The sequence below is a fragment of the Stenotrophomonas sp. SXG-1 genome (genome assembly GCF_014083965.1).
GTDB lineage: Bacteria > Pseudomonadota > Gammaproteobacteria > Xanthomonadales > Xanthomonadaceae > Stenotrophomonas > Stenotrophomonas geniculata.
In genome coordinates, this window is record NZ_CP046588.1 from 3,465,047 (window position 1) to 3,489,452 (window position 24,406).

23 protein-coding genes are annotated in these 24,406 nt (G+C 67.2%); 3 read left to right on the plus strand and 20 right to left on the minus strand.

The window, feature by feature from the left end; genetic code table 11:
* Positions 1 to 99: 99 nt before the first annotated feature.
* The 16 genes from ybgF to aspS form a co-directional block, all read right to left on the minus strand.
* Entirely contained in the window at positions 100 to 918 is an 819-nt protein-coding gene (gene ybgF, locus GOC52_RS15880; RefSeq protein ID WP_053443405.1) for a tol-pal system protein YbgF, read from the minus strand.
* Positions 919 to 921: 3 nt separating this feature from the next.
* The gene (gene pal, locus GOC52_RS15885) at positions 922 to 1,440 is read right to left on the minus strand and encodes a peptidoglycan-associated lipoprotein Pal (protein WP_005410748.1); all 519 of its coding nucleotides are present in this window, start codon (positions 1,438 to 1,440) and stop codon (positions 922 to 924) included.
* A gap of 64 nt (positions 1,441 to 1,504) precedes the next feature.
* Positions 1,505 to 2,824, minus strand: a complete 1,320-nt coding sequence (tolB, locus tag GOC52_RS15890) for a Tol-Pal system beta propeller repeat protein TolB (protein ID WP_049411092.1) — start codon at positions 2,822 to 2,824, stop codon at positions 1,505 to 1,507.
* Positions 2,825 to 3,107: 283 nt separating this feature from the next.
* Positions 3,108 to 4,160 (minus strand): cell envelope integrity protein TolA, encoded by a 1,053-nt coding sequence (tolA, locus tag GOC52_RS15895; RefSeq protein WP_053443407.1) that lies wholly within the window; start codon positions 4,158 to 4,160, stop codon positions 3,108 to 3,110.
* Positions 4,150 to 4,578, minus strand: coding sequence for a protein TolR (gene tolR, locus GOC52_RS15900; protein ID WP_005410751.1), 429 nt, complete (start codon positions 4,576 to 4,578; stop codon positions 4,150 to 4,152). Before tolR ends, tolA begins: the two co-directional genes overlap by 11 nt.
* A 24-nt stretch (positions 4,579 to 4,602) precedes the next feature.
* A complete protein-coding gene (gene tolQ / locus GOC52_RS15905) occupies positions 4,603 to 5,382 on the minus strand; it encodes a protein TolQ (protein ID WP_006438802.1) in 780 nt (259 codons plus the stop codon).
* A 10-nt stretch (positions 5,383 to 5,392) separates the two neighbouring features.
* Positions 5,393 to 5,824: a tol-pal system-associated acyl-CoA thioesterase gene (gene ybgC / locus GOC52_RS15910; protein WP_010481597.1), complete on the minus strand. Its 432-nt coding sequence runs from the start codon at positions 5,822 to 5,824 to the stop codon at positions 5,393 to 5,395.
* A complete protein-coding gene (ruvB, locus tag GOC52_RS15915) occupies positions 5,814 to 6,854 on the minus strand; it encodes a Holliday junction branch migration DNA helicase RuvB (protein ID WP_010481595.1) in 1,041 nt (346 codons plus the stop codon). Before ruvB ends, ybgC begins: the two co-directional genes overlap by 11 nt.
* A 358-nt stretch (positions 6,855 to 7,212) precedes the next feature.
* On the minus strand, positions 7,213 to 9,132 hold the full coding sequence (locus tag GOC52_RS15920) for a potassium transporter Kup (protein ID WP_014038224.1): 1,920 nt from the start codon (positions 9,130 to 9,132) through the stop codon (positions 7,213 to 7,215).
* Positions 9,133 to 9,181: 49 nt separating this feature from the next.
* Complete coding sequence (gene ruvA / locus GOC52_RS15925; protein WP_010481591.1) at positions 9,182 to 9,775, minus strand: Holliday junction branch migration protein RuvA; 594 nt, start codon at positions 9,773 to 9,775, stop codon at positions 9,182 to 9,184.
* Between the two features lie 13 nt (positions 9,776 to 9,788).
* Positions 9,789 to 10,310 (minus strand): crossover junction endodeoxyribonuclease RuvC, encoded by a 522-nt coding sequence (gene ruvC, locus GOC52_RS15930; RefSeq protein ID WP_088026882.1) that lies wholly within the window; start codon positions 10,308 to 10,310, stop codon positions 9,789 to 9,791.
* A 105-nt stretch (positions 10,311 to 10,415) separates the two neighbouring features.
* On the minus strand, positions 10,416 to 11,147 hold the full coding sequence (locus GOC52_RS15935) for a YebC/PmpR family DNA-binding transcriptional regulator (protein ID WP_010481589.1): 732 nt from the start codon (positions 11,145 to 11,147) through the stop codon (positions 10,416 to 10,418).
* 247 nt (positions 11,148 to 11,394) lie between these two features.
* Positions 11,395 to 12,027 (minus strand): esterase/lipase family protein, encoded by a 633-nt coding sequence (locus GOC52_RS15940; protein WP_029379762.1) that lies wholly within the window; start codon positions 12,025 to 12,027, stop codon positions 11,395 to 11,397.
* Positions 12,028 to 12,102: 75 nt separating this feature from the next.
* Positions 12,103 to 12,624 carry a GNAT family N-acetyltransferase gene (locus GOC52_RS15945; protein WP_019337539.1) on the minus strand — a complete coding sequence of 174 codons (522 nt, stop codon included), beginning with the start codon at positions 12,622 to 12,624 and terminating at the stop codon, positions 12,103 to 12,105.
* Between the two features lie 31 nt (positions 12,625 to 12,655).
* Positions 12,656 to 12,982: a hypothetical protein gene (locus GOC52_RS15950; RefSeq protein ID WP_010481584.1), complete on the minus strand. Its 327-nt coding sequence runs from the start codon at positions 12,980 to 12,982 to the stop codon at positions 12,656 to 12,658.
* Positions 12,983 to 12,998: 16 nt separating this feature from the next.
* Entirely contained in the window at positions 12,999 to 14,750 is a 1,752-nt protein-coding gene (gene aspS, locus GOC52_RS15955; RefSeq protein WP_191849862.1) for an aspartate--tRNA ligase, read from the minus strand.
* Positions 14,751 to 14,909: 159 nt separating this feature from the next.
* Between aspS and GOC52_RS15960 the strand changes: the two genes are divergently transcribed.
* Complete coding sequence (locus GOC52_RS15960) at positions 14,910 to 15,653, plus strand: DUF3011 domain-containing protein (protein WP_010481580.1); 744 nt, start codon at positions 14,910 to 14,912, stop codon at positions 15,651 to 15,653.
* A 76-nt stretch (positions 15,654 to 15,729) separates the two neighbouring features.
* On the opposite strand, the gene GOC52_RS15965 is transcribed toward GOC52_RS15960, so the two are convergent.
* From GOC52_RS15965 to blaL2, 3 genes are all read right to left on the minus strand, one after another.
* On the minus strand, positions 15,730 to 16,374 hold the full coding sequence (locus GOC52_RS15965; protein ID WP_019337537.1) for a hypothetical protein: 645 nt from the start codon (positions 16,372 to 16,374) through the stop codon (positions 15,730 to 15,732).
* Positions 16,375 to 16,429: 55 nt separating this feature from the next.
* Positions 16,430 to 17,644 (minus strand): cation:proton antiporter, encoded by a 1,215-nt coding sequence (locus GOC52_RS15970; protein ID WP_010481576.1) that lies wholly within the window; start codon positions 17,642 to 17,644, stop codon positions 16,430 to 16,432.
* Between the two features lie 85 nt (positions 17,645 to 17,729).
* On the minus strand, positions 17,730 to 18,641 hold the full coding sequence (gene blaL2 / locus GOC52_RS15975) for a L2 family extended-spectrum class A beta-lactamase (RefSeq protein WP_043400527.1): 912 nt from the start codon (positions 18,639 to 18,641) through the stop codon (positions 17,730 to 17,732).
* Positions 18,642 to 18,816: 175 nt separating this feature from the next.
* On the opposite strand from blaL2, the gene ampR reads away from it, so the two are divergent.
* Positions 18,817 to 19,683 (plus strand): LysR family transcriptional regulator AmpR, encoded by an 867-nt coding sequence (ampR, locus tag GOC52_RS15980; protein WP_191849864.1) that lies wholly within the window; start codon positions 18,817 to 18,819, stop codon positions 19,681 to 19,683.
* 77 nt (positions 19,684 to 19,760) lie between these two features.
* Here the strand turns inward: ampR and GOC52_RS15985 are convergent, their stop codons facing one another.
* Entirely contained in the window at positions 19,761 to 21,626 is a 1,866-nt protein-coding gene (locus GOC52_RS15985; protein ID WP_154349537.1) for an ABC-F family ATP-binding cassette domain-containing protein, read from the minus strand.
* 336 nt (positions 21,627 to 21,962) lie between these two features.
* Between GOC52_RS15985 and GOC52_RS15990 the strand changes: the two genes are divergently transcribed.
* Complete coding sequence (locus GOC52_RS15990) at positions 21,963 to 24,350, plus strand: TonB-dependent receptor plug domain-containing protein (protein ID WP_099589873.1); 2,388 nt, start codon at positions 21,963 to 21,965, stop codon at positions 24,348 to 24,350.
* Positions 24,351 to 24,406 lie beyond the last annotated feature (56 nt).

A 24,406-nucleotide genomic window follows, 5' to 3' on the forward strand; every position in this document is an offset into this window, starting at 1 on the left:
TCTACAACAGCAACCGGACGGGTTTGCCGGTCCGGAAACGAAAGCAGCCGAGCATGGGCTCGGCTCTACAGGGCACCCATTGTACGCCCGGTCAGCGGATCAGCGGATCTGCTTGCCGAGGCGGATGGACTGCAGACGGTCCTGCGCGGTGCGCGCGGCGTCCGAGCCAGGGTACTGCGCCACGACGGTCTCCAGCGTCTGCTGGGCCTGGTCGACCTTGCCCTCGCCGTATTGCGAGAGGCCGACCTTGAGCAGGCCGCCAGCGGCCTTGTCGTGGGTCGGATAGCGCGAGAGCAGTTCGCGGAACTGGGTCTCGGCCATCGGGAAATTGCGGGTGGCGTAGTAGCTCTCGCCCAGCCAGTACAGCGCGTTCGGCGCGTAGACGCCATTCGGGTACAACTCCAGGAAGCTCAGGAACAGCTGCGCCGAATCGTCGTACCTGCCAGCCTTCAAGGCATCGAAGGCAACGTTGTAGGAGGTGCGCTCGTCACCGGTGGCGGCAAGGCTGCCGGCATCACCATGGACGGAAGGCGGCCGCTCGGAAGTGGCCGCCGCTGCGGGTTTTGCCGGAGCCGGTGCGGCCTTCGGCGCGCTCGCCGGAACGGGCGGCAGGGCCGGGGCGGCATTGCCCCCTTCCAACCGGTTCAGGCGGCTGTCCAGATCCAGGTACTGGTCCTGGGCGGACTGCTTGAGCTGGGCGTTGTCGTGCTGCAACTGCTCGATCGAGGCCTGCAGGCTGGTGACCTGCTGCCGCAGCTGATTGATCTGGTTCAACAGGTCCTGGTTGGCACTGTTGTTGTACATCTGCTGCTCGATCGCGCCAACGCGGTCGGCCAGGCTCTGTCGCTGTGCATGCGCCGGTGCGGCAGCCACGAGGGCTGCCGCAACGACCAGCATCAGTTTGATGCCAATGCGCATGGATTACTGCGCGGTGTAGACGATTTCGACGCGACGGTTCTGCGACCAGCAGGACTCGTTCGACTCGGTGCAGACCGGACGCTCTTCACCGTAGGACACGACGGTCAGCTGCGAAGCCGAGCCACCGTTGGCCTGCAGGGCCGAGTTGACGCCGTTGCCACGACGCTCACCCAGGGCCTGGTTGTACGCGCGCGAACCGCGCTCGTCGGTGTGGCCCTGCAGGGTGATGCGCGAGGACGGACGGTCACGCAGGTACTTGGCGTGGCAAGCCATGATGGCCTGGAATTCCGGCTTCACGTCTTCCTTGTCCAGGTCGAAGTAGACAACGCGCTGGCGCAGGCAAGCGTCGGTGTCCAGGTCGCCCGGGCCGTACAGGCCGGAGGTCGACGGACCGGTCGGGGTGGTGGTCGAGGTGCCGGTGTCAACCGGGGCTGCCGGCTCTTCCTTCACCTTCTTCGAGCAACCGGCCAGGACGGCCACAGACAGCAGGGAAACAAGCAGAACGCGGGTGGACTTGTTCATGGCGATACCTTTGTGGCTCCTAGGCCGATGAGGGGTTCAAGACAGCGAAAATATTAACACTCTTTTAGCGCTGGGTACGGTATGGGGACCATGCCGGCTCGCGCACATCACCATCGGCCAGGACCAGGCGCTGGCGAACCCGCGCATCGGCCGAAACGGCATACAACACACCACGGCCACCTTCGCGGGCGGCGTACAGCACCATGCTTGCGTTGGGCGCAAAGCTGGGCGATTCATCCAGCGAACCCGGGGACAGCGTGCTCCAGCGGGGCGAACCCAGCGAGCTGTCCATCATCGCGATCTTGTAGCTGTTGCCCGAGCCCTGGGCGACGGCGATCTTCTTGCCATCGTAGGACACCGAGGGCTTGGCGTTGTAGTTGCCCTGGAAGGTCACGCGCTCGGCGCTGCCGCCGCCCGCACCGACCTTGTAGACCTGCGGACGGCCGCCGCGGTCGGAGGTGAAGTACACCGCGCTGCCGTCCGGCGCCCAGGTCGGCTCGGTATCGATGGCGAAGTGGTTGGTCAGCTGGGTCAGCTGCTTGCTGCCCAGGTCCATCACGTAGATTTCCGGGTTGCCCGAACGCGACAGGGTCAGGGCCAGCTTGCGGCCGTCCGGCGAGAACGCCGGAGCGCTGTTGATGCCGCGGAAGCTGGTGACCAGCTCGCGGGCGCCGGTGCCGATGTTCTGGATGTAGATGGCCGAATTGCCACGCTCGAAGCTGACGTAGGCCAGCTTGCTGCCATCCGGGCTCCACGACGGCGACAGCAGCGGCTCGGCCGAGCGCACGATGGTCTGCGGGTTGAAGCCGTCGGAATCGGCCACCATCAGCGCGTAGCGCATGGCATCACCCTTGCCGCTGGCGGTCACGTAGGCGATGCGGGTCCAGAAGGCGCCGCGCACACCGGTGATCTTCTCGTAGATGGCGTCGGCCATCTGGTGGGCGACGTCGCGCATGGCATTGCCACGGGCGGTCATCGCCAGGCCCAGCAGGCGCTCGCCCTTGGGCACGTCGAACAGTTCGTACTCGACGCGGTAGGCACCGGCACCGGCGTCGAGCACGCGGCCGACCACGATGTAGTTCTGCTTCAGCGCGCGCCAGGTGGCGAACTGGATGTCGCCGCCGCGCACCGGCTTCTCGACGATCTGCGCTTCCGGCAGCGTGCGGAACTGGCCCGAACGCTCCAGGTCGGCACGGACCACGCCAGCGACGTCGGTCTGCGGTGCAGCCGCCGAACCCTGGTAGGGCATCGGCACGATGGTGATCGGCAGCGCGGAGGCATTGCCGCCGATGATGTCGATATCCAGCCCCTTCTGCTGCGCGACGGCAGCAAAGGGCAGCAACAGGGCCGCAAACACGGCAAGCCAGCGAGGCATCTTTTTCATGGAGCGCTCAATAGGGGGAAACCGGAACGAGGGATAGCAAAGCGGGAGTGAACCGCTTCGCAATCATGAACCAAGGGTACGTGAATTCCGGGTCAGTTCCAGCCCGTCCTCTCACGCACCGTTAACGTCGTGGCTAACATCGCACCGTCTGCCCCGGTCACGCCGCCCTGCAGGACGGTGTTCGACAGCAGCCCACAGCCTGCCCGGTCGAATCCGAGCACACCAGAGGCAAGTGCGACATCCGTGGGCGTGGGCGGCCTGATGACCGCCCTGCCTCGCCCGATCAATCCTGCGCGGTAAAGGTCAGGTTGAGCGTGCGGTTGAACACCGACTCGAAGCCCCGGTACGGCAGCGGCTGGGCATTGAGCACGGCGGCCTCGATCGAGCGCTTGCCGGCCTCGTCATAGGGGCAATTCGCGCCCACCTTGGCCTGCAGCACCTGGCCACCCGGGATCTGGGTGATGGTCACCTGGCACTTCTGCCCCAGCGGCACGCTGTCCGGGCGGGTCCAGGTGTCACGCACCTTGGCCTGGATGGCCGCAGCGTATTTGGCAGTCAGGTCATCGCTGTTACCGCCACCACCGGCGGCTGGCTGGGACGCACCGCTGGCACCGGCAGCGGCACTGCCGGCTGCATTGCGCGCGGCGGCCACCTGGCGCAGCTTCTGCTCGGCCAGCTTGGCTTCCTTCTCGGCCTGCTCGCGGCGGGCACGGATCTCGGCGATCTTCTTCTGCTTCTCGGCCTCGGCCTTGTCTGCGGCCTGGCGCGCCTGATCGGCCAGCTTCTTCTTCGCGTCTTCTTCCTGCTGCTTGGCCAGGCGCAGCTTCTGCTCCGCTTCTTCCTGGCGCTTGCGTTCGGTCAGGTCGATCTGCTCCTGGCGGCGCTTGGCTTCCTGCTCCTGCTTGGCCTTCTCCTGCGAGATGGCCAGCGCGCTCACTGCTTCCTGGTCCTTGGTGTCCGGCTGTGCGACGCGCTCCTGCGCCTGTTGCTGCTGGGGCGTGGGAGCGTCCTGCGGGCGCGGTTCGGGAATCGGCTGCGGCGGCGGAATGGTGTCTTCCGGTACGGGGATCGGTTCGGCCACCGGCGGCGGCAGGTCCTCCAGCTTCTCCGACTGGCGCAGGGCCTGGCGTGCGGCGGAGGCCTCGGACGCGGACAGCGCCAGGCTGGCCTCGACCGAGGGATCGCCTGCGGCGGCGTCGGTGTTGCGCTCGGGCGACCAGAACCAGGCCACGATGAAGACCAGCGCGACCAGCAGGTGCACCAGCAACGCCAGCGCCAGGGGCAGGCCCCAGCCGGGTTCGCGCTGCTGTGGAGGTGGCAGGGCGTCAGCGTGCATCGGTGGCCAGGCCTACCTTGTCTACCTTGGCGCGCTTGATCACATCCATCGCAGCGATGACCTTTTCATAGGCCACGGCACGGTCGGCGGCGACGATCACGCGCACGCCCTTGTCCTGGGCGGCGATGCCGGCCAGGCGGCCTTCCAGTTCCTCGGCCGACACAGCGGTCGGTTCCTTGGCGTCGGGCAGCTTCAGGCTGAGCTGGCCGTCCTGGCGCACCGAGACGATCACCGGGTCCTGCTTGCTCTCCAGCGCCTTGGCGTTGGATTGCGGCAGGTCGACGTCGAAGCTCAGCGTGAGCAGCGGCGCGGTGACCATGAAAATGATCAGCAGCACCAGCATGACGTCGATGTAGGGAACGACGTTGATTTCCGATTTCAGCTTGCGGCGCTTGCGGCGACCGATGGCAGCGGACATGGCTTGGACTCCCGGGTCAGGCGCTTACTCGTCGCCAGCGCTCTGGCGCTGCAGGATGGAGCTGAACTCTTCGGCAAAGGTCTCGAACCGCACCGACATGCGCTCTACGCGGGTGGTGAAGCGGTTGTAGGCCCACACTGCCGGAATCGCCACGAACAGGCCGATGGCGGTGGCGAACAGGGCTTCGGAGATGCCTGGCGCGACGGCGGCGATGCCGGCCTGCGCACCGCTGCTGATCATGTCGTGCATGGTCACCATGATGCCGAACACGGTGCCGACCAGGCCCACGTACGGCGCGGTCGAGCCGATGTTGGCCAGCAGCTCCAGGTTGCGCTCGAGCTGGTCCACTTCGCGGGTGTAGGTGGTGCGCATGGCACGCTGCGCGCCTTCCAGCTGCGCGCGGCCATCCAGGCGACGCTTGTCGCGCAGGCGGGTGTATTCGCGGAAACCGGCTTCGAAGATGGCTTCCAGGCCGCCGACATTGCGGCTGCGGTCGGTGGCCGAGCTGTACAGCTTGCCCAGGTCCGCACCGGACCAGAAGCGGTTCTCGAACTCGTCGGCTTCGCGGGTGGCCTGCTTGAACACGCGGGCCTTGCGGAAAATGATCACCCAGCTGACGAACGAGCCGACCAGCAGCAGCAGCACGATGATCTTCACCGGCAGGCTGGCCTTGGCCATCAGTTCGAGGTAGTTGATGCCGCCGCCGGTGGTGGCCTGGGCAAGGGTCTGTGTCGCGGCGTTGCTGACGTCGGCCGGCAGTGCCTCGGTGACCGTGGCCTGCAGGGCCAGGAGCGTTGCGATCATCCGTTGTTCCTCAGTGTTCGGATTCGGGGTGGAGGTGGGGTTGCAGCACGGCAAGGACGGCCTCGTCCATGCCACGCGGGCGGAAACTGGCCGCTTCCAGTGCGGCAATGCGGACCTGCGCCGACAGCAGCAGTTCGCCGTCGCGCAGGATCTGCTGGTCGAAGACCATGCTGGCCTTCTTCAGCTGGACCAGGCGGGCACTCACCTGCAGGGTGTCATCCAGCCGTGCCGGCCTGATGAAATCCATCTGCATCGAGCGCACCGCGAAGACCATCCCATGCTCGGCGCGCATGCGCTCCTGGCCGTAGCCCAGCGCACGCATCCATTCGGTCCGGGCCCGTTCCATGAAGGCCACGTAGCGGGCGTGGTAGACCACGCCACCTGCGTCGGTATCTTCCCAGTAAATGCGTGTCGGCCAACTGAATCGGGGCTCAACCGACATCGGGAACCTCCGCGAACAGGTCCTGCGGCGGGTTCTTCGGCTTCAGGCCCATGTGCCGGTAGGCCTTGTGGGTGGCCATGCGGCCGCGCGCGGTACGCACCAGGAAGCCCTGCTGGATGAGGTACGGTTCAACCACGTCTTCCAGCGTGCCGCGCTCTTCGGACAGCGCTGCCGCCAGCGATTCGATGCCGACCGGGCCGCCATCGAAGTAGTCGACCATGGTCTTCAGCAGGCGCCGGTCAAGCTCGTCGAAGCCCTCCGGGTCGACCTTGAGCATCTTCATCGCAGCCTGGGCCACGGCCTCGTCGATGTGGCCGCCGGCCTTCACCTGCGCGTAGTCGCGCACGCGGCGCAGCAGGCGGTTGGCGATACGCGGGGTACCACGCGCGCGGCGCGCGATCTCCCCTGCCCCATCGGCGGTGCAGTCGATGGCCAGGATAGCCGCCGAACGGCGCACGATGCGGGTCAGCTCCTCGACGCTGTAGAACTCCAGGCGCTGGACGATGCCGAAGCGGTCGCGCAGCGGCGCGGTCAGCAGGCCGGCACGGGTGGTGGCACCGATCAGGGTGAACGGCGGCAGGTCGATCTTGATCGAGCGGGCGGCGGGGCCCTCGCCGATCATGATGTCGATCTGGAAATCTTCCATCGCCGGGTACAGCACTTCCTCGACCACCGGCGACAGGCGATGGATCTCGTCGATGAAGAGCACATCGTGCGGCTGCAGGTTGGTCAGCAGCGCGGCGAGGTCACCGGCCTTCTCGATCACCGGGCCGGAGGTCACCCGCAGGGCCACGCCCAGTTCGTTGGCGATGACATGACTGAGGGTGGTCTTGCCCAGGCCGGGCGGCCCGAAGATCAGCACGTGGTCGAGCGCGTCGCCACGCCCCTTGGCCGCCTGGATGTAGATTTCCATCTGCTCGCGCACCGGTACCTGGCCGAGGTAGTCGGCAAGGCGCTTGGGGCGGATGCTGGCGTCGGCGGCGTCATCCTCGCGGGTGGCGCCGGCGCCGATGATGCGGTCGTCGGTCATGTGCTGATTATGCGGCAAAAGTACGGGTTTCGGCCGGACTGCGCCCGGCACCCGCAGAGGCAACGTCAACATCCAGAGCAACAGCCGAAGCGGTCTTCCTGGGGATTGGCGGGGTGGGTCCGGTTGCGGGGGACGCCGTAAACCCATCCATGGGGGCTTGGTCGCGGCATCCATGCCGCTCACACCCCCTCAACCGGACCCACCCCCGCCTTCGACAGATCGCCGCAGTCTGTCTGGATGGCGTGGCCTGCTCTGCCTGCTCCTGGCGGGTGTCGACCTTGGTCGACACGGTATGGCCTGCTCTTGGTGGGTGTCGACCTTGGTCGACACGGTAGGTTGGATGGATCGACGGTGGAGATTAAATCTCCACCTGCGCGCCGAGTTCCACCAGCCGGTTACCCGGAATCCGGAAGAAGCCGGTCGCAGGAGCAGCATTCCTGTGCATCAGCGCGAACAGCTTGTCGCGCCAGATCGGCATGCCGCGGTTGGCGGTGGCCACGATGGTTTCGCGGCTGGCGAAGAAGGTGGTGTCCATCGGGTCGAAGTAGATGCCGCCGTGGTCGCACGAGCGCATCAGCGCCAGCGGTACGTCCGGCGTTTCCATGAAGCCGAAACGCACGTAGACGCGATAGAACTCGTCGCCCACCGATTCGATCTTCAACCGCTGCCCTTCCATCGCATACGGGATCGGCAGGGTTTCCACGTGCAGGAACACGTTGCGCTCGTGCAGCACCTTGTTGTGCTTGAGGTTGTGCATCAGCGCATGCGGGGCCACGGTCGGGTCGGCGGTGAGGAATACCGCAGTGCCCGGCACGCGTACCGGCGGTGCCAGCATCAGGCCCGGCAGGAAGGTATCCAGGCGGATGCCGTCCTTGCGGATCTCATCGCGCAGCAGCTCGCGGCCACGGCGCCAGGTACGCATCATGGTGAACAGGAAGATGCCCAGCACCACCGGGAACCAGGCGCCCTGCAGCAGCTTGGCGCCATTGGCGATGACAAAGCCGAGGTCGATGATGAAGAACACCACGCACAGCGGCAGGATCCACTTGCGTGCCTTTGGCCACAGCGAGCGGGCCACCAGGGCCAGCAGCAGGGTGTCGATCAGCATCGTCGCCGACACCGAGATGCCGTAGGCCACGGCCAGGTTGGACGAGCTGCGGAAGGCCAGCACCAGGCCGATCACCATCACCGCGATGCCCCAGTTGATGCCCGGGATGTAGATCTGGCCGATGGTGTCGTGCGAGGTGTGCTTGATGCGCATGCGCGGGATGTAGCCCAGCTGCATGGCCTGGCGCGAGACCGAGAACGCACCGGTGATGACCGACTGCGAGGCGATCACCGCGGCCATGGTGGCCAGGATGATCATCGGATACAGCGCCCACGGCGGCACCGCCTCGAAGAAGGGGTTCTTCAGCGCCTCTGGGTGGTTGAGCACCAGTGCCCCCTGCCCCAGGTAGTTCAGCACCAGGCACGGCAGAACGAAGAAATACCAGGCGTGGCGGATCGGCTTGGCGCCGAAATGGCCCATGTCGGCGTACAGCGCTTCGCCGCCGGTCACTGCCAGCACCACCGCGCCGAGGATGAAGATGCCGTGCCAGCTGTGCTCCATGAAGAAGCGGATCGCCCACCAGGGGTTGAAGGCCTTCAGCACTTCCGGCGCGTCGACGATGTTGTAGATACCGATCGCGGCCAGCGAAATGAACCAGACCGACGTGATGGGGCCGAAGGCCTTGCCGATCTTCTCGGTGCCAAAGCGCTGCGCAGCAAACACCATCAGCAGTACCACCACGGTGATCGGCACGATGAAGGCATGCAGGCCCGGCGCGGCCACCTCCAGGCCTTCGACGGCGCCCAGCACCGAAATCGCCGGCGTGATCACGCCATCGCCGAAGAACAGCGAGGCACCGAAAATGCCGAGGATGCCGACCACGTACGCCGAGCGTGACCCGTTGCGCAGCGTGCGCTGGGTCAGCGCCATCAGCGCCATGATGCCGCCTTCGCCGTCATTGTCGGCGCGCATGATGATGGTCACGTACTTCAGCGTGACCACGATGTTCAGTGCCCAGAACGCCAGCGAGAGCACGCCCAGTACCGTGTCGTGGTCGCTGTTGAGCCCGTAGTGCGGCGAGAACGCCTCCTTCAGGGTGTACAGCGGGCTGGTGCCGATATCGCCGAAGACCACGCCGATCGCACCGATGATCAGCGCCATGCCTCCGGCTGGAGGGGCGTGACCATGGCCGCCTGGGGCGGCGGCGTGCGGGGTTTGACTGCTGGACATGGGACTCCTGGCGAAGCTCAGGCGGTGGGTTGGGGGAAAGAAAGGCAGGTCAGCGCAGCGCCGACTGCAGCGCCTTGCGGATCACGGTGGCCACTTCGTCGCCCTCATTGAAGGCGTCGCGGGCCATGCGCGCGGCTTCGGCCGGCTTGTAGCCCAGCTGCTGCAACGCCACGGTCGCATCGGACAGCGGGTCGGCCGGAGCCGGGCCACTGCCGGTGGGCAGCGCGCCGCCGGCACCGAATTGGGCGGCGCGGTCACGCAGCTCCAGCACCATGCGCTCGGCGGTCTTCTTGCCGATGCCCGGAATGCGGGTCAGCGCGGTGATGTCACCGGCCTGGACCATGCGCGCGAACTCCTCGACGGTGACGCCGGACAGCACGGCCAGCGCGATCTTCGCGCCGATGCCACTGACCTTCTGCACGTCGCGGAACAGGCGCCGCTCGCCCTCGCGCAGGAAGCCGTACAGCGAGACGCTGTCTTCCTTCTGCGCGTAATGGGTGTACAGGGTGACCTCGCGGCCGAGCTCGGGCAGGTCATAGAAGGTGCTCATCGGCGCCTCCAGCTCGTAGCCCACTCCGTTCACGTCCACCACCAGCCACGGCGGCGCCTTGTAGGCGACGATGCCGCGCAGTCGACCGATCATTGCGTGCAGCTCCTCATTTGCGGCCCCACGCCTGGCGGGCACTGAGCCCCAGGCGGTTGGCCGTTGCCCTTACGTGGGCATGGGTGATAGCCACCGCCAACGCGTCGGCCGCGTCGGCCTGCAGCTTGGTTTTCAGGTTGAGCATGAGCCCGACCATGTGTTGAACCTGTTGCTTTTCGGCGCCACCACGACCGACCACCGCCAGCTTGATCTCGCTGGCGGCATATTCATGCACCGGCAGGTCGCGCAGCACCACGGCGGAAATCGCCGCGCCACGCGCCTGGCCCAGCTTCAGTGCCGAATCGGGATTGCGCGCCATGAAGACCTTTTCGATGGCCACTTCATTGGGCTGATATTCCCGGCACAGGTCGGCCAGGCCCAGCACCAGCAGCTTCATGCGCTGCGGGAAGTCGTCGGCGCCCAGCAGCACCAGCGGCTGGTGATGCACGTGGCTGACCTTTCCGGTGGCGTCGACATCAATGATGCCGACCCCGGTCCGCTGCGAACCGGGGTCGATGCCGAGGATGCGGGTCATGCGGCACTCCTGGCGGGGCGGAACGGGAGGCGCTGGCAGGCGTATGGGCTCATGACTGTCCGCGGTGACCGTTCAACGGCCCGCGCCCAGGCCGTCGAAGACGGCTCAGGCGTAGGCGTCGGCGCCGAGTTCGGCGTTGGAGTACACGTCCTGCACGTCGTCCAGGTCTTCCAGCATGTCCAGCAGCTTCTTGACCTGCAGGGCGACGTCGCCTTCGACCTTGATGTCGTTGTCGGCGCGGAAGGTGATCTCGGCGTGGTCGGCGACATGGCCCGCAGCGGTCATTGCATCCTTGACCGCGTTGAACGCGTCAGGGCTGGTGACCACATCGATCGAGCCATCGTCCGGATAGACCACGATGTCATCGGCGCCGGCCTCGATGGCCGCCTCGGTGATGGCTTCCTCGTCGACGCCCGGGGCGAAGCTGAGCACGCCCAGGCGCTTGAACATGAAGGCCACCGAGCCTTCGGTGCCCATGTTGCCGCCGCACTTGCTGAACGCATGGCGGACATCGGCCACGGTGCGCACGCGGTTGTCGGTCAGGCAGTCGACGATCACGGCCACGCCGCCCGGGGCATAGCCCTCGTAGCGGATTTCCTCGTAATCGACGCCTTCCAGTTCACCGGTGGCCTTCTTGATGGCGCGCTCGATCACGTCCTTGGACATGTTCACGGCCAGGCCCTTGTCCATCGCCACGCGCAGGCGCGGGTTGTTGTTGGGGTCGCCTCCACCGCCGCGCGCGGCAACGCCGATCTCACGGATGATCTTGGTGAAAATCTTGCCGCGCTTCGCGTCGGACGCGTTCTTGCGGGCTTCGATGGAGGGGCCTCTACCCATGGGTGCTACCGTCTGGCTGCTTCAGGATCAAGGCGCGGATTCTACCTGATCGGGCGCTGCAACCGTGTCTAGGCCCGATGGATGCCGCTGCGCTCGCCGGGCATGGCCCGGCGCTACCGCTGGCGATCTGGCGGTGCTTTTCCCGGTAGCGCCGGGCCATGCCCGGCGAAGAGCGTGCGAACCAACGGTTCGCACCCACCCTGGTGCCGTTCGCACCCACCCTGGCAGGCCGTTCGCTCCCACCAACTTACGCGGCGGCGGCGTCGCGGCTGTGGTCGAACTGGCCGTGGCGCAGGAAATGCGCGGTCTGCCGCGCGGCATCGGGCGACACCACCAGGCCACTGTGGCTGGTGCGGACCACGCAATGGTCGGCCAGACCCGGCAGGCGCGTCTCAGCCAGGGCCACGGTGCCGTCCGAGGCATCGTCGATGGCCCCCAGCAAGCTGCCCAGCCCATGCGGCACCGAACCGGCGATTAGGCCAACCTCGGCCCTGCCCTGCCAGTCCGGCAGGCCATCCAGCAGCAGGTCGCTGCTGCGCCCCAACGCGAGGCCCCAGCCGTGCTCGGACAACGAACGCGCAGTGCCACTGCCGCGCAGCGGCGAGCCCAGGCAGACCACGCGCTGCACATCCAGCTGCGGCTGGCGGCGCAAGGCCTCCAGCGCCAGCAATCCCCCCAGGCTGTGGCCGACCAGCGACAACGGGCCGGCATCGGTCAGCCGCTCCAGCAGCTGCGGCACGGCCACGTCGGGACCACCGAATACCGAGGAATAGCCGAACGCGTGCACCTGGAAACCACGTGCGCGCAGGCGCCAGGCCAGCGGCCCGACCCAGGCACGGGCATTCCAGATGCCATGCAGCAGCAATACGGGGGGAGTCATGCAAACAGCCTGGCGGTCAGCGGGGCGGGAACGTACGGTGATTGAACACGCGCGCGCAGCAAGCGGCGGTGAACGTCAGGCTGCGCGCGGTGTGCGGCGCAGGATGAATTCAAGATCGTGGGTGTCGCCGACCGGGAACAGATATTCGCCCGCCTTCTCGAATCCATAGCGGGCGTAGAAGCGCTGTGCGCCGAAGTTCTCCGACCACACGCCCAGCCACAGCGTGCGCGGGCCTTCGTGCTCCAGCCAGGCCAGCGCGGTTTCCAGCAGGCGGCTGCCCCAGCCACAGTTCTGCTGGGCCTTGATCAGGTACAGGCGCTTGAGTTCGCCGTCACCGGGTTTCACCTCGGGATGCGGCAGGCCACAGGGGCCGGCGGCGGCATGGCCGACCGCCTCCCCGTCCAGCTCCAGCAGCCACACCGCGTAGTCGGGGTGGGCCAGGATCACGCGCTGGCGCTCGACCGTGTAGGCCTCCTCAAGGAAGGCCTGCAGGTCCTGCGGCGGATACAGATGGCCGAAGGTTTCGGTGAACGTGCGGGCAGCCAGCGCCGACAGGGTCGGCGCGTCGTCCACAGTGGCGCGGCGGATCGAATACATGCAGGAAGTTGACGTCAGGGCGAAGGGCGGGTCAAGCCTTTTCAGGCGACTCCGCTTCTTCTTCCTCGTCCTCTTCCTCGTATTCCTCTTCGTCCTCGTCCTCTTCTTCCTCGCCTTCCTCGTCCTCGTCCTCGTCGTACTCTTCCTCTTCGTCGTCCTCGTAATCCTCGACGCCGAAGTCTTCACCGTCCCAACGGCCTTCGCCGTCGGCGACGAAGGTCAGGGCCATCGCCGCCGGGTTGGTACCCACACGAACCAGCCAACCGCCGAACACGCGTGCACGCTCGGTGACCAGATTGGCCTCAGCGCCTTCATTGCCCAGCTTTTCCCACTCCAGCGAAAACGCGAACTCGGTCATTGCCTGGATCTCCTGATCAGTTGGTCTTGGGGCGAACCTGGATGTGCACTTCGGCCAGCTGCGCGTCGACGATCGGCGACGGCGCGTCGGTCATCAGATCCTGTGCACCGGTGGTCTTCGGGAACGGGATGACGTCGCGGATCGACTCGGTGCCGGCCATCAGCGCGGCGATGCGGTCGATGCCGAAGGCGATGCCACCGTGCGGCGGCGCGCCGTAGTTCAGCGCGTCGAGCAGGAAGCCGAACTTGGCGCGGGCTTCTTCGGCACCGATGCCGAGCAGCTCGAACACTGCGCTCTGCATGTCCGGACGGTGGATACGGATCGAACCACCGCCGATCTCATTGCCGTTGAGCACCATGTCGTAGCCGCGCGAGACGGCGGTACGGGCGTTGGCGCGCAGGTCGGCGATGTCGTCCACGGCCGGTGCGGTGAAGGGGTGATGCAGGGCGACGTAGCGCCGTTCTTCCTCGTCCCACTCGAACATCGGGAAGTCGGTGACCCACAGCGGTGCCCAGCCGTCGGCGACCAGGCCGAAGTCCTTGCCGGCCTTCAGGCGCAGCGCGCCCATGAAGTCGGAGACCTTGTTGTAGCCACCGGCACCGAAGAACACGATGTCGCCGTTGCCGGCACCAACGTGCGCGACCAGCGCAGCGAAGCTTTCCTCGCTGAAGAACTTCTGGATCGGCGAGCTGACTTCGCCGTTGTCGGCGATCTTGATGTAGGCCAGACCCTTGGCACCGTACTTGGCGGCATGCGCGGCGTACTCGTCGATCTGCTTGCGGCTGAGCGCTGCACCGCCCGGGATGCGCAGCGCGGCAACGCGGCCTTCGGCATCGTTGGCCGGGCCGGTGAACACGGCAAATTCGCTGTCCTTGACCAGCTCGGCCACGTCCACCAGTTCCAGCGCGATGCGCAGGTCCGGCTTGTCCGAACCGTAGCGACGCATCGCCTCGGCCCAGGTCATGCGCGGGAAGCTGGCGTCCAGCTGCACGTCCACCACTTCCTTGAAGATGGCGCGGATCATGTCTTCGACGAAGTCCTGCACGTCGCGCTCGCGGACGAAGGCGAATTCCATGTCCAGCTGGGTGAATTCCAGCTGGCGGTCGGCACGCAGGGCTTCGTCGCGGAAGCAGCGCGCGATCTGGTAGTAACGGTCGAAGCCGGCCACCATCAGGATCTGCTTGAACAGCTGCGGGCTCTGCGGCAGGGCGTAGAACTCGCCCGGGTGCATGCGCGCCGGCACCAGGAAGTCGCGGGCGCCTTCCGGGGTGGCCTTGGTCAGGATCGGGGTCTCGATGTCCTGGAAGCCCTTCTCGTCCAGGTGGCGGCGCAGGGCCTGCACCAGCTTGATGCGGGTGCGCTGCATGCGCTGCATCTCCGGGCGGCGCAGGTCCAGGTAGCGGTACTTCAGGCGGGTTTCTTCGCCCGGGTTCTCGTGGGCGTGGAACGGCAGCGGCGCGGCCTTGTTCAGCACGGTGATGGCAGTGGCGATCACTTCCACCTTGCCGGTGCGCATCTTGTCGTTCACCGCGTGGCGGGCACGCACCACGCCTTCCACCTGCAGCACGTCCTCATAGCCGAGCGACGCGGCCACGGCAAACACGTCGGCGTTGTCGACTTCCACGGTCACCTGCACGATGCCTTCATGATCTCGAAGATCGATGAAGCAGACGCCGCCCTGGTTACGGGCCACGTCGGTCCAGCCGGCGAGGGTGACAGTCTGGCCAATCAGGGTCTCATCGACCAGGCCGCAGAAGTGGGTACGCATGGGGGGGAAGCTCCGCTGGAGAACGCCGGCACCGGATGGGGGCCGGAAAGCCTCGTATTCTGCGGCCGAGGCCCCGGCCGGGGCAAATCCGGCCAGTCACACCGGCTTGATCGCCCCCCTCCCTATAGTCGGGCACCTGCCACCGTATGGGATGCCGCCATGAAACCGCTGTCCCTGGCCAGCCTGGCCGTAACCCTCAGCCTGGGTGCCCTGGGTACCCTTGCCCTGCCCGCCCCTTCCGCGCATGCGCAGAGCGGCGTGGTCCGCTGCGAAAGCCAGAACAACCGCGAACGGGTCTGCAACACCGGCTGGCGCAATGCGCAGCTGGTGCGCCAGCTGTCCGGCTCGGACTGTGATGAAGGACGAACCTGGGGCAGCCGTAACGGCAGCATCTGGGTCACCAACGGCTGCCGAGCGGAGTTCGTCGAGGCCCGCGGTGGCTGGGGCGGCGGCAATGGCGGTGGCTGGGGCGGCAACAACGGCCGGCCCGGCGAGACCATCCGCTGCGAGAGCCAGAACAACCGTGAGCGCAGCTGCCCGGTCGGCTGGCGCAATGCCCGCCTGGTCCGCCAGCTGTCTGGCAGCCCCTGCAACGAAGGGCGTACCTGGGGCGTGCGCAATGGCGCAGTCTGGGTCAGTGGCGGTTGCCGTGCCGAATTCGCCGAAGCCCGTGGCTGGGGCGGTGGCGGCGGTGGCTGGGGCGGCGGAAACAGCAATTACACGGTGACCTGCAGCAGCAACAACAACCGCTCGCAGACCTGCGACTGGGATGAGCGCCAGGGCCGCCCGGTGCTGCAGCAGCAGCTGTCCGGCAGTGCCTGCCAGGAAGGCCGCAGCTGGGGCTACTCGCGTGGCCAGGTGTGGGTGAGCAACGGCTGCCGGGCACGTTTCGGCACGCGGTGAGGGGTAGCGCCGGGCCATGCCCGGCGAGCGCAGTGGCGCGGTCAACTGCAGAAAACCCGCCGGGCACGGCCCGGCGCTACCGGGCTGGCTGCGCGGCCTCATCACCCCAAGGCGGCGGCGGCAGGTCGACCGGCTTGCTCAGATCGAACTGCACGCGGAAGCGGCGGCCGTCCGGGCGCGTCAGCTCGTAGACGAACGTCTGGTCGGGGTCGATTTCCATCGCCCAGGTGTTGTGCGTGGAGGCCAGCATGTCGGCGCGGCGGAACATCGCCACCGAATCGGCATCGGCCGGGAACTGCTGGCGCTCGGCAGTGCCCGGCGGCGTGCTGTCGCCACCGTACAGGGTGATCGCGTCGGGGCTGCCGTCTTCGTGGCGATGGTCGTGCTTCAGGCGCAGCCCGTTCGGCGTGCGGATCAGCACCCAGGTACGCGAGTGGTCATCCCCCACGTGGAACGGGATGCGCAGCTCATGCGCCGGATCGGCGCAGCCGCGCACATGCATCACCAGGCGCTGCCCGGCGAACGGGTCCTTCCCTGTCGGCGCCGGCGTGTCCTCCACCACCTTGCCGGCGTAAGCCTGGCCGCAATGCGCGGCGATGGCGGCCATGAAGGCATCGGCCGGCGCGGTCGCCAGATCATGGGCGACCGTGTCGGAGCGCTGCGTACAGGCAGCAAGGCTGAGCAGGAGGACGGAAGCGGTGACGGCGGCAGGCAGTTTCATACCCCAACCCTAACGGCCATGGCCGAAGTGCGCAAACCGCACGCGCAGCATCCGCTCAGCGATCGAGGGCAGATGCCGCCGGCAGTGTTTCTGTGGCTGCCACCGGCGCGGCTTCGCCTTCACCCGCAGGTTCCTGCTCGACCGGATCGACATCGAACGGGGTACGGAACACCAGCGACGGCAGCAGCGTGGTCAACGCCGCATACAGCAACAGCGCGCCGAACAGCACCGCCGGAATCTGGAAGCGCTCGCGCATGATCGCCGCCAGCACCAGGGTGAAGATGAGGGTCGGAGCCAATGCCAGCGAGACCCGCAGGCTGCTGCGGAAGCTCTCGCCGAACATGACCCGGCGCTGCAGCCAGACCACGCCGATGCGCAGCGGCAGCACCACCAGGGTGATCACGATGCCCAGCCCCAGGGCCTCGAAGCTGAGCGCTTCGGCGGGCACCTTGGTGCCGGCGTTGAAGAAGTAGAACGGCACGAAGAACGAGGCGAACAGGCGCAGCGCATGCAGGTTCTCGTGCGAGGCCAGCAACGGCATGCGCTGGTGCAGCAGGCGCGCGACCAGCCCGGCGATGAACGCGCCGACCAGGTAGTACACGCCCAGCAGGTAGGTGATGTAGGCCGCGACCATGCCCACCATCACCAGCAGCGAGAATTCCGAGCCCGGCGCGTGCGGCGCCACCCAACGGCCCAGGCCGATGAACAGCAGCGGCAGGCCGACCATCATCGCCAGCAGGGCCAGGCTGGACAGCGCCATATGCCCCGGATCGCCTGCCTGCAGCACGATGAACAACGCTGCCAGCGCCAGCAGTTCGCCGGCGATGGCCTTGCTGGTCACCCAGAACCGCTCGTCCTCGCTCAGGCCCAGCCGCGACAGCGAATCCATGATGAAACCGGTGGAGGGCGTCAGCAGCGCCAGGGCCAGCAGGCCGGCAGCCTGCCAGGGCAATCCCGCGTAGCGCCAGGCCAGCCAGCCTACGCCGAACAGCGTGCCGGTACGGATCACCAGATGCGCCAGCAGCGGCCACATGCCACGGCGCAGCGCCTGCAGGTCCACTTCGAGGCCGGCGAACAGGAACAGCGAGGAAATCCCCAGCGTGGCCAGAAGGCCGATCACCGCATCGTGGGCCTGGTCGCCCAGCCAGAGCATGCCGATGATGCCGAACAGCAGGCAGGTCAGTGGTGCGGGCAGGCTGAAGCGCTGCAGCGCGCGCGGGATCACCAGCAGCGCGAAGATCAGCAGCAGGTAGATCAACTCATGGCTCATCGGGGTCTTCCGTGGGGTTCGAACGCGCGCAGGATGCGCGCGCCGAACCGATCCGGCAAGCCACGTTTGAATGACCCCGGTTACCTCATCCAATCAGTCGATCGGCGATCCGGCCCACCTGGGCCAGCACCAGGGCGCGCTGCTCATTGCTGATCGCGCCGGCCTGCAGATAGGCGGTCAGCACCCACGGTGCGCCGCCCGCGCGCGGCCACAACACGGCAATGTCGTTGCGCGCGTCCTCGCCATTGCTGCCGGTCTTGTCGCCAACGCGCCAGCGCTTGCCGAGGCCCGCGCGCAGGCAGGCGTCGCCGGTCTCGTTGTCGATCAGCCAGTCGGCCAGCTGCTGCCGCGATGCCGGCTGCAGCACTTTCCCCAGCACCACACGCTGCAGCGAACCAGCCATCGCCGCCGGTGTGGTGGTGTCGCGCAGGTCGCCTTCGGCGAAGCTGTTCATTTCCGGCTCCAGCCGGTCGCTGCGGCTGACCGCATCACCGCTGGCGCGCAGGAACGCGGTCACCGCCGGCGGGCCACCGACCACGCCGAACAACAGGTTGGCGGCGGTGTTGTCGCTGGTGATGATCGTGGCCCGGCACAGGTCGCGCACGGTCATATCCTTGCCGGCATGACGGCGGGTGACCGGTGCGTGCGAGAGCAGGTCGGCCTCGCGCACCGGTACGCGCCGGTCGAGCAGCGCGGGTGCGCGCTCGGCCTGGCTGAGCACGGTTGCGGCCAGCATGCTCTTGAAGGTGCTGCACATCGGGAAGCGCTCGTCCTGGCGATGGCCGACGCGGCGACTGCTTGCGGTATCGAGCAGGGTCACGCCCAAGCGTCCTGCGCAGGCCTTTTCCAGCGCGGCGAAATCACCGGCGGCGTTGATGGCGGTGTCTGTGGGTGCGTTGGCGGCGGCCTTGCCCGCTGCACGTGCCAGCAACGGCAGGGCAAGCGAAGAAGCAACAGCGGCACCACTGAACTGCAGGAATCGGCGACGGGCGAGCATGCGGGGGTTCTCCTGGGGACCGTTCGATTATTGGAACCCACGGCCAGGACGACCAGCGCGAAAATTCAGCACCAGCCATTAGATTTATTGATGTCTATTGCATCAATTCCTGCGATTAGCGGCCTTCCCTGCCCAGGCGTTAGGATCAGCCATCATCCAGGCTCACGACTCGACGATGCTGCATCCCACCCTGCCACTGAACGCGCTGCGCGCCTTCGAGGCCGCCGCCCGTCACCAGAACTTCACCCGCGCCGCGCTGGAGCTGTGTGTCAGCCAGGCCGCGCTGAGCCACCAGATCCGTGGGCTGGAGGACCGGCTCGGCATCCGCCTGTTCCACCGACTGCCTCGCGGCGTGGCGCTCACCGACGAAGGCGCGGCGCTGTATCCGGTGCTCAACGAATCGTTCGAGCGCATCTCCGCCAGCATTGCGCGCTATACCGGCGGGCCGGCCCGTGAAGTGCTGACGCTGGGCGTGGTCGGCACCTTCGCCACCGGCTGGCTGCTGCCACGGCTGGCCGCATTCGAGGCCGCGCACCCGGACATCGAGCTGCGCCTGCAGACCCACAACAACCGCATCGACCTGGCCGGCGAAGGCCTGGACCTGGCCATCCGGTTTGGTGATGGCGACTGGCAGGGCCAGGCCTGCACCGCGATCCTCGATGCGCCCTTCGCACCGCTCTGCGCACCGGCATTGGCGCGGCGGCTGAAGCAGCCGCGCGACCTGGGCACGCTGCCGCTGCTGCGCTCCTACCGCAGCGACGAGTGGCCGCGCTGGCTGCAGGCGGCAGGAGTGAGCGGCGTGGAAGCCCGCGGACCGGTGTTTGATTCGTCGTTGACAGTGGCGATGGCCGCGGTCGGCGGCGCCGGCGTGGCGCTGCTGCCGCTGCGCATGTTCGAGCAGGAACTGGCCGAGGGTCGCCTGCTGCAGCCGTTCAGCACCACGCTGGAGCTGGGGCGCTACTGGCTGACGCGGCTGCGATCGCGTGCCGAGCGCGAGCCGGCCAAGCGGTTCCGCGAATGGCTGCAGGCGCAGGGCACGTAACAAAAAAGGGGACGGAGGGGATTAAGTCGTTTGTGGCACAAACGACTTAATCCCCTCCGTCCCCTTTTTTTGCGTGATCAGGACTCCAGCAGTTCCATCCACGCTGCCTCGGCTTTTTCCAGCTGGGCGGCGGCGGTTTCGCGGTCACGGCCGATCACGGCCATGCGGGTGGCATCGGCGTAGTTGGCCGGGTCGGCCAGCTGGCGATCCAGTTCGGCCAGTGCGCCTTCCAGCTCGGCCACTTTCGCTTCGGCGGCGGCCAGCTTGTGCGGGTTCACCGGCTTCTTCTGCACCACCTGCGCCACCGGGGCGGTCTTGACCACTACCGGCTCTTCCACCTGATCCATGCGCGCCTTGGTGCCCTGCGCCTGCGGGCGGGTGCGCAGCCACGCGGCGTAGGCGTCGAGGTCACCATCGAACGGTTCGACCACGCCATCGGCCACGCGCCAGTAGGTGTCGCAGACCAGACCGATCAGGTGGCGGTCATGCGAGACCATCACGATCGCGCCCTCGAAGGTGGCCAGTGCTTCGGCCAGCGCTTCGCGCATTTCCAGGTCAAGGTGGTTGGTCGGTTCGTCCAGCAGCAGCACGTTCGGCTGCTGCCAGGCGATCAGCGCCAGCGCCAGGCGCGCGCGCTCGCCACCGGAGAAACCATCCACCGGCTCGAATGCACGGTCGCCCGGGAAGTTCCACTTGCCGAGGAAATCGCGGAACGACTGGTTCGGTGCGTCCGGGGCGATCTCGCGGAAGTGCTCCATCGGCGACTGGCCTTCGTGCAGCGACTCCACCGTGTGCTGGGCGAAGTAGCCGATCTTCAGGTCCGGATGCGCCATGCGCTCGCCAACGATCGGCGCCAGCTCGCCCACCAGGGTCTTCACCAGGGTGGTCTTACCGGCACCGTTCGGGCCGAGCAGGCCGATCCGCTGGCCCGCTTCCAGGCCGAAGCCGACGTTGTGCAGGATCACCGCGTCCTTGCCGTAGCCGGCCTCGACGTGATTCAGGCGGATCAGCGAGAACGGCAGCTTGGCCGGCGGCGCGAACTCGATGCGGAACTCGCGCTCGGCGCGCACCGCTTCCGTGCCGGCCAGCTTGGCCAGGCGCTTCATGCGGCTCTGCGCCTGCGCGGCCTTGCTGGCCTGCGCCTTGAAGCGGTCGATGAAGCTCTGCAGGTGGGCGCGCTCGGCCTGTTCCTTCTCGTGCGCGATCTGCTGCTGGCGCAGCTGTTCGGCGCGCTGGCGTTCGAAATCGGTGTAGCCGCCCGGGTAGAGCTTGGCGCCGCCACCGTGCAGGTGCAGCGTGTGGGTGGCCACGTTGTCGAGGAACTCGCGGTCATGCGAGATCAGCAGCAGCGTGCCGGGGTACTTCAGCAGCCACTGTTCCAGCCAGTACACCGCGTCCAGGTCCAGGTGGTTGGTCGGTTCGTCCAGCAGCAGCAGGTCGCTGGGCATCATCAGCGCGCGTGCCAGGTTCAGGCGCACGCGCCAGCCACCAGAGAACGAGGACACCGCACGGTGATGGGTCTCGGCCGGGAAGCCGAGGCCGTGCAGCAGCTTGCCGGCGCGCGCTTCGGCGTCGTAGGCATTGAGCTCGGCCATCTTGGTGTGCGCCTCGGCCACGGCCTCCCAGTCTTCGCGGGCGGTCGCCTCGGCCTCGGCGGCCAGCACTGCGGCCACCTCGATGTCACCGCCGAGCACGAAGCTCAGCGCCGGGTCGGGCAGCGACGGGGTTTCCTGGGCCACGCTGGCGATGCGCACCTTGCCGGGCAGATCGACATCGCCCTTGTCGGCCTCCAGCTCGCCCTTCACCGCCGCGAACAGGCTGGACTTGCCAGCACCGTTGCGGCCGACCACACCCACCCGGTAACCGGCGTGCAGGGTCAGGTCGACATTGGACAACAGCAGCCGCTCGCCACGGCGCAAGGCGAAATTACGAAGGGAAATCATCGGGGAAGGCGTCCATATAACCAGATGGAATGTGCTGGTGAGCACTGTTCCTGCGACGCAATTCTAGCGTTAACGAATACTTGACGCGTCCCGGGATGCGCGGCGGCCGGCGTTCCTCTCTCCCACGTCCTCGCCGCGCGCGTCCCGGGCTCCCTCCCCCGCCAGTGCCAATTCGGGCTAAATGGTTGCTGCTGCAACGTTTTTCCCGATGACCGGCATTTGACAGGCGCTGAATATCCCGTTAATTCCTGTATTGCGCACCGCAACAACCGCCGTCCGCCTCACCCCCGTGATGTCGATTCCGGTGCCGCCCCCGCCAACCGGAGCCCCATCCCGATGACCCGCAAGACCAGCCTGATCGCCGCCGCCGTCGCTGTCGCACTCGGTGGCTCTCCGTTCGTTGCCGCTGCCCAGCAGGCTAGCACCGCCGCCAACACCCTGGACACGGTGATCGTCACCGGCACCCGCGTGGCCGACCGCACCGTCGCCGAATCGCAGTCGCCGATCGACATCATCACCCCCGAAGCCCTGCAGTCCACCGGCACAAGCGAGCTGGCCACCGCGCTGTCGCGCGCGCTGCCCTCGCTGAACTTCCCGCGCCCGGCCCTGACCGACGGCACCAGCGGCGTGCGCCCGGCCCAGCTGCGCGGCCTGTCGCCGGACCAGGTGCTGGTGCTGGTCAACGGCAAGCGCCGCCATACCTCGGCGATGATCAACGTCAACGGCAGCATCGGCCGTGGCTCGTCGGCGGTGGACATCAACGCGATCCCGATCGCCGCCATCGAGCGCGTGGAAGTGCTGCGCGACGGCGCGTCGGCGCAGTACGGCTCGGACGCCATCGCCGGCGTCATCAACATCGTGCTCAAGGGCAGCGGCCGTGGCGGCAGCCTGGCCGTGGACTACGGCCAGTACTCGGCCGGTGACGGCAACAAGTACCAGCTCTCCGGCGATACCGGCGTCGAGTTCGGCAATGGCCGTGGCCGCGTGCATGTGGCCGGCCAGATCAGCCAGCAGGACGAGAGCAACCGCGCCGGCCCGTACCGCGGCACCACGCCGAATACCGGCAACTTTCCGAGCATCGGCCAGAAGACCTTCATCGTCGGCGACCCGCGCGTGGATGCCACCGCCGCCTCGGCCAACGCCAGCTTCGATTTCAGCGACCACGTAACCGGCTACGCCAGCGCGCTGCTCAGCAACCGCGACATCACCTCGTTCGCGTTCTACCGCTCGCGCAACCACAACGGGCAGACCGCGCTGCTGGCGCAGACCTACCCGGACGGCTTCGTGCCGGAGATCAACCAGTACTCCAAGGACCGCTCGCTGGTGGCCGGCGTCAAGGGCAACACCGACAACGGCTGGACCTGGGACCTGAGCCTGAACCACGGCGAGAACACCCTCGACTTCCACACCCGCAACAGCATCAACTACAGCCTCGGCGCCAGCAGCCCGCGCTCGTTCTACGACGGCACGCTGAAGTACCAGCAGGACATCTTCAATGCCGACCTGACCAAGTCGCTGGACTGGGGCCTGGCCTACCCGGTCACGCTGTCCTTCGGCGGTGAGTACCGCAAGGAAAAGTGGGACCAGAACCCGGGCGAACTGAACTCGTACACCGGCAGCGGTGCGCAGGGCTTCGCGGGCTTCACCCCGACCAATGAAGTGCATGCCGACCGCCACAACTACGCCGTCTACGCCGGCCTGGAAGCGGACCTGACCGAGAAGTTCTCGGCCGGCATCACCGGCCGCTACGAGGACTACTCGGACTTCGGCGACCGCTTCTCCGGCAAGCTTTCGGCGCGCTATGCATTCACCGACAAGGTCGCGCTGCGGGCCACCGCCTCCAGCGGCTTCCGCGCGCCCTCGCTGGCGCAGCAGGGCTACCAGGCGGTCACCAGCCAGTTCCTCAATGGCGTATTCGTCGAGCGCGGCACCTTCCCGACCACCAGCCCGGCTGCGCAGGCGCTGGGCGCCTCGCCGCTGAAGGCCGAGACCTCCACCTCCTACAGCCTGGGCCTGGTGCTGCAGCCGGTCGACCGCCTGTACATCACCGTCGACGCGTACCAGATCGACATTGATGACCGCATCGCGCTGTCGTCCAGCATCACCACCAATGCCGCCACCAGCGCGCTGCTGGGCACCCTCGGCCTGCCGCAGGTGACCGCGTTCTCCTACTTCACCAACGGCCTGGATACGCGCACTCGTGGCGTCGACTTCGTGTCCAGCTACACGGTGCCGTTCAACGCCAGCAGCCTGGAGCTGACCGCTGCATACAGCTACAACGACACCGAAGTGCGCCGCGTCGGTGGCACCCCGCCGGTGTTCGGCACGCTGGGCCTGACCCAGTCGCTGATCGGTCGCGATGAAATTGGCCGCATCGAGGACAGCTACCCGCGCGACAAGGCGATCCTGAGCGGCACCTGGCGTTCGGACCACTGGGAACTGGGCCTGGCCGCGACCCGCTACGGCAGGTTCACCGTGCGCAACTCGGCCACCGCGCTGCGCGACCAGACCTACGGCGACGCCTGGGTGGTGGATGCCTCGGCCAGCTACAAGCCGAGCAGCAACTGGACCCTGACCGTGGGCGCCGACAACCTGCTGGACAAGTACCCCGACCGCACCGAAGACCTGCAAAACTCGACCTTCGGCATGCTGCCCTACAGCAACTACTCGCCGTTCGGCTTCAACGGCGCGTATGTCTACGGCCGCATCAAGTACACCTGGTAAGCGGTAACGGGCGTGCTGGGCCCTGCCCGGCCGCTGCTCCACACGCCCGCCGGCAT

Excerpts from the sequence above, each read along its gene's own strand:
- GOC52_RS15950 (WP_010481584.1), bottom strand. The coding sequence starts at position 12,982 with ATGACCGAGTTCGCGTTTTCGCTGGAGTGGGAAAAGCTGGGCAATGAA.
- tolA (WP_053443407.1), bottom strand. The coding sequence starts at position 4,160 with ATGCACGCTGACGCCCTGCCACCTCCACAGCAGCGCGAACCCGGCTGG.
- GOC52_RS15965 (WP_019337537.1), bottom strand. The coding sequence starts at position 16,374 with ATGAAACTGCCTGCCGCCGTCACCGCTTCCGTCCTCCTGCTCAGCCTT.
- ampR (WP_191849864.1), top strand. The coding sequence starts at position 18,817 with ATGCTGCATCCCACCCTGCCACTGAACGCGCTGCGCGCCTTCGAGGCC.
- GOC52_RS15960 (WP_010481580.1), top strand. The coding sequence starts at position 14,910 with ATGAAACCGCTGTCCCTGGCCAGCCTGGCCGTAACCCTCAGCCTGGGT.
- ruvB (WP_010481595.1), bottom strand. The coding sequence starts at position 6,854 with ATGACCGACGACCGCATCATCGGCGCCGGCGCCACCCGCGAGGATGAC.
- ybgC (WP_010481597.1), bottom strand. The coding sequence starts at position 5,824 with ATGTCGGTTGAGCCCCGATTCAGTTGGCCGACACGCATTTACTGGGAA.
- GOC52_RS15970 (WP_010481576.1), bottom strand. The coding sequence starts at position 17,644 with ATGAGCCATGAGTTGATCTACCTGCTGCTGATCTTCGCGCTGCTGGTG.
- ruvC (WP_088026882.1), bottom strand. The coding sequence starts at position 10,310 with ATGACCCGCATCCTCGGCATCGACCCCGGTTCGCAGCGGACCGGGGTC.
- blaL2 (WP_043400527.1), bottom strand. The coding sequence starts at position 18,641 with ATGCTCGCCCGTCGCCGATTCCTGCAGTTCAGTGGTGCCGCTGTTGCT.
- tolR (WP_005410751.1), bottom strand. The coding sequence starts at position 4,578 with ATGTCCGCTGCCATCGGTCGCCGCAAGCGCCGCAAGCTGAAATCGGAA.
- ruvA (WP_010481591.1), bottom strand. The coding sequence starts at position 9,775 with ATGATCGGTCGACTGCGCGGCATCGTCGCCTACAAGGCGCCGCCGTGG.
- pal (WP_005410748.1), bottom strand. The coding sequence starts at position 1,440 with ATGAACAAGTCCACCCGCGTTCTGCTTGTTTCCCTGCTGTCTGTGGCC.
- tolQ (WP_006438802.1), bottom strand. The coding sequence starts at position 5,382 with ATGATCGCAACGCTCCTGGCCCTGCAGGCCACGGTCACCGAGGCACTG.
- aspS (WP_191849862.1), bottom strand. The coding sequence starts at position 14,750 with ATGCGTACCCACTTCTGCGGCCTGGTCGATGAGACCCTGATTGGCCAG.
- tolB (WP_049411092.1), bottom strand. The coding sequence starts at position 2,824 with ATGAAAAAGATGCCTCGCTGGCTTGCCGTGTTTGCGGCCCTGTTGCTG.
- GOC52_RS15940 (WP_029379762.1), bottom strand. The coding sequence starts at position 12,027 with ATGACTCCCCCCGTATTGCTGCTGCATGGCATCTGGAATGCCCGTGCC.
- ybgF (WP_053443405.1), bottom strand. The coding sequence starts at position 918 with ATGCGCATTGGCATCAAACTGATGCTGGTCGTTGCGGCAGCCCTCGTG.
- GOC52_RS15935 (WP_010481589.1), bottom strand. The coding sequence starts at position 11,147 with ATGGGTAGAGGCCCCTCCATCGAAGCCCGCAAGAACGCGTCCGACGCG.
- GOC52_RS15945 (WP_019337539.1), bottom strand. The coding sequence starts at position 12,624 with ATGTATTCGATCCGCCGCGCCACTGTGGACGACGCGCCGACCCTGTCG.
- GOC52_RS15920 (WP_014038224.1), bottom strand. The coding sequence starts at position 9,132 with ATGTCCAGCAGTCAAACCCCGCACGCCGCCGCCCCAGGCGGCCATGGT.
- GOC52_RS15990 (WP_099589873.1), top strand. The coding sequence starts at position 21,963 with ATGACCCGCAAGACCAGCCTGATCGCCGCCGCCGTCGCTGTCGCACTC.
- GOC52_RS15985 (WP_154349537.1), bottom strand. The coding sequence starts at position 21,626 with ATGATTTCCCTTCGTAATTTCGCCTTGCGCCGTGGCGAGCGGCTGCTG.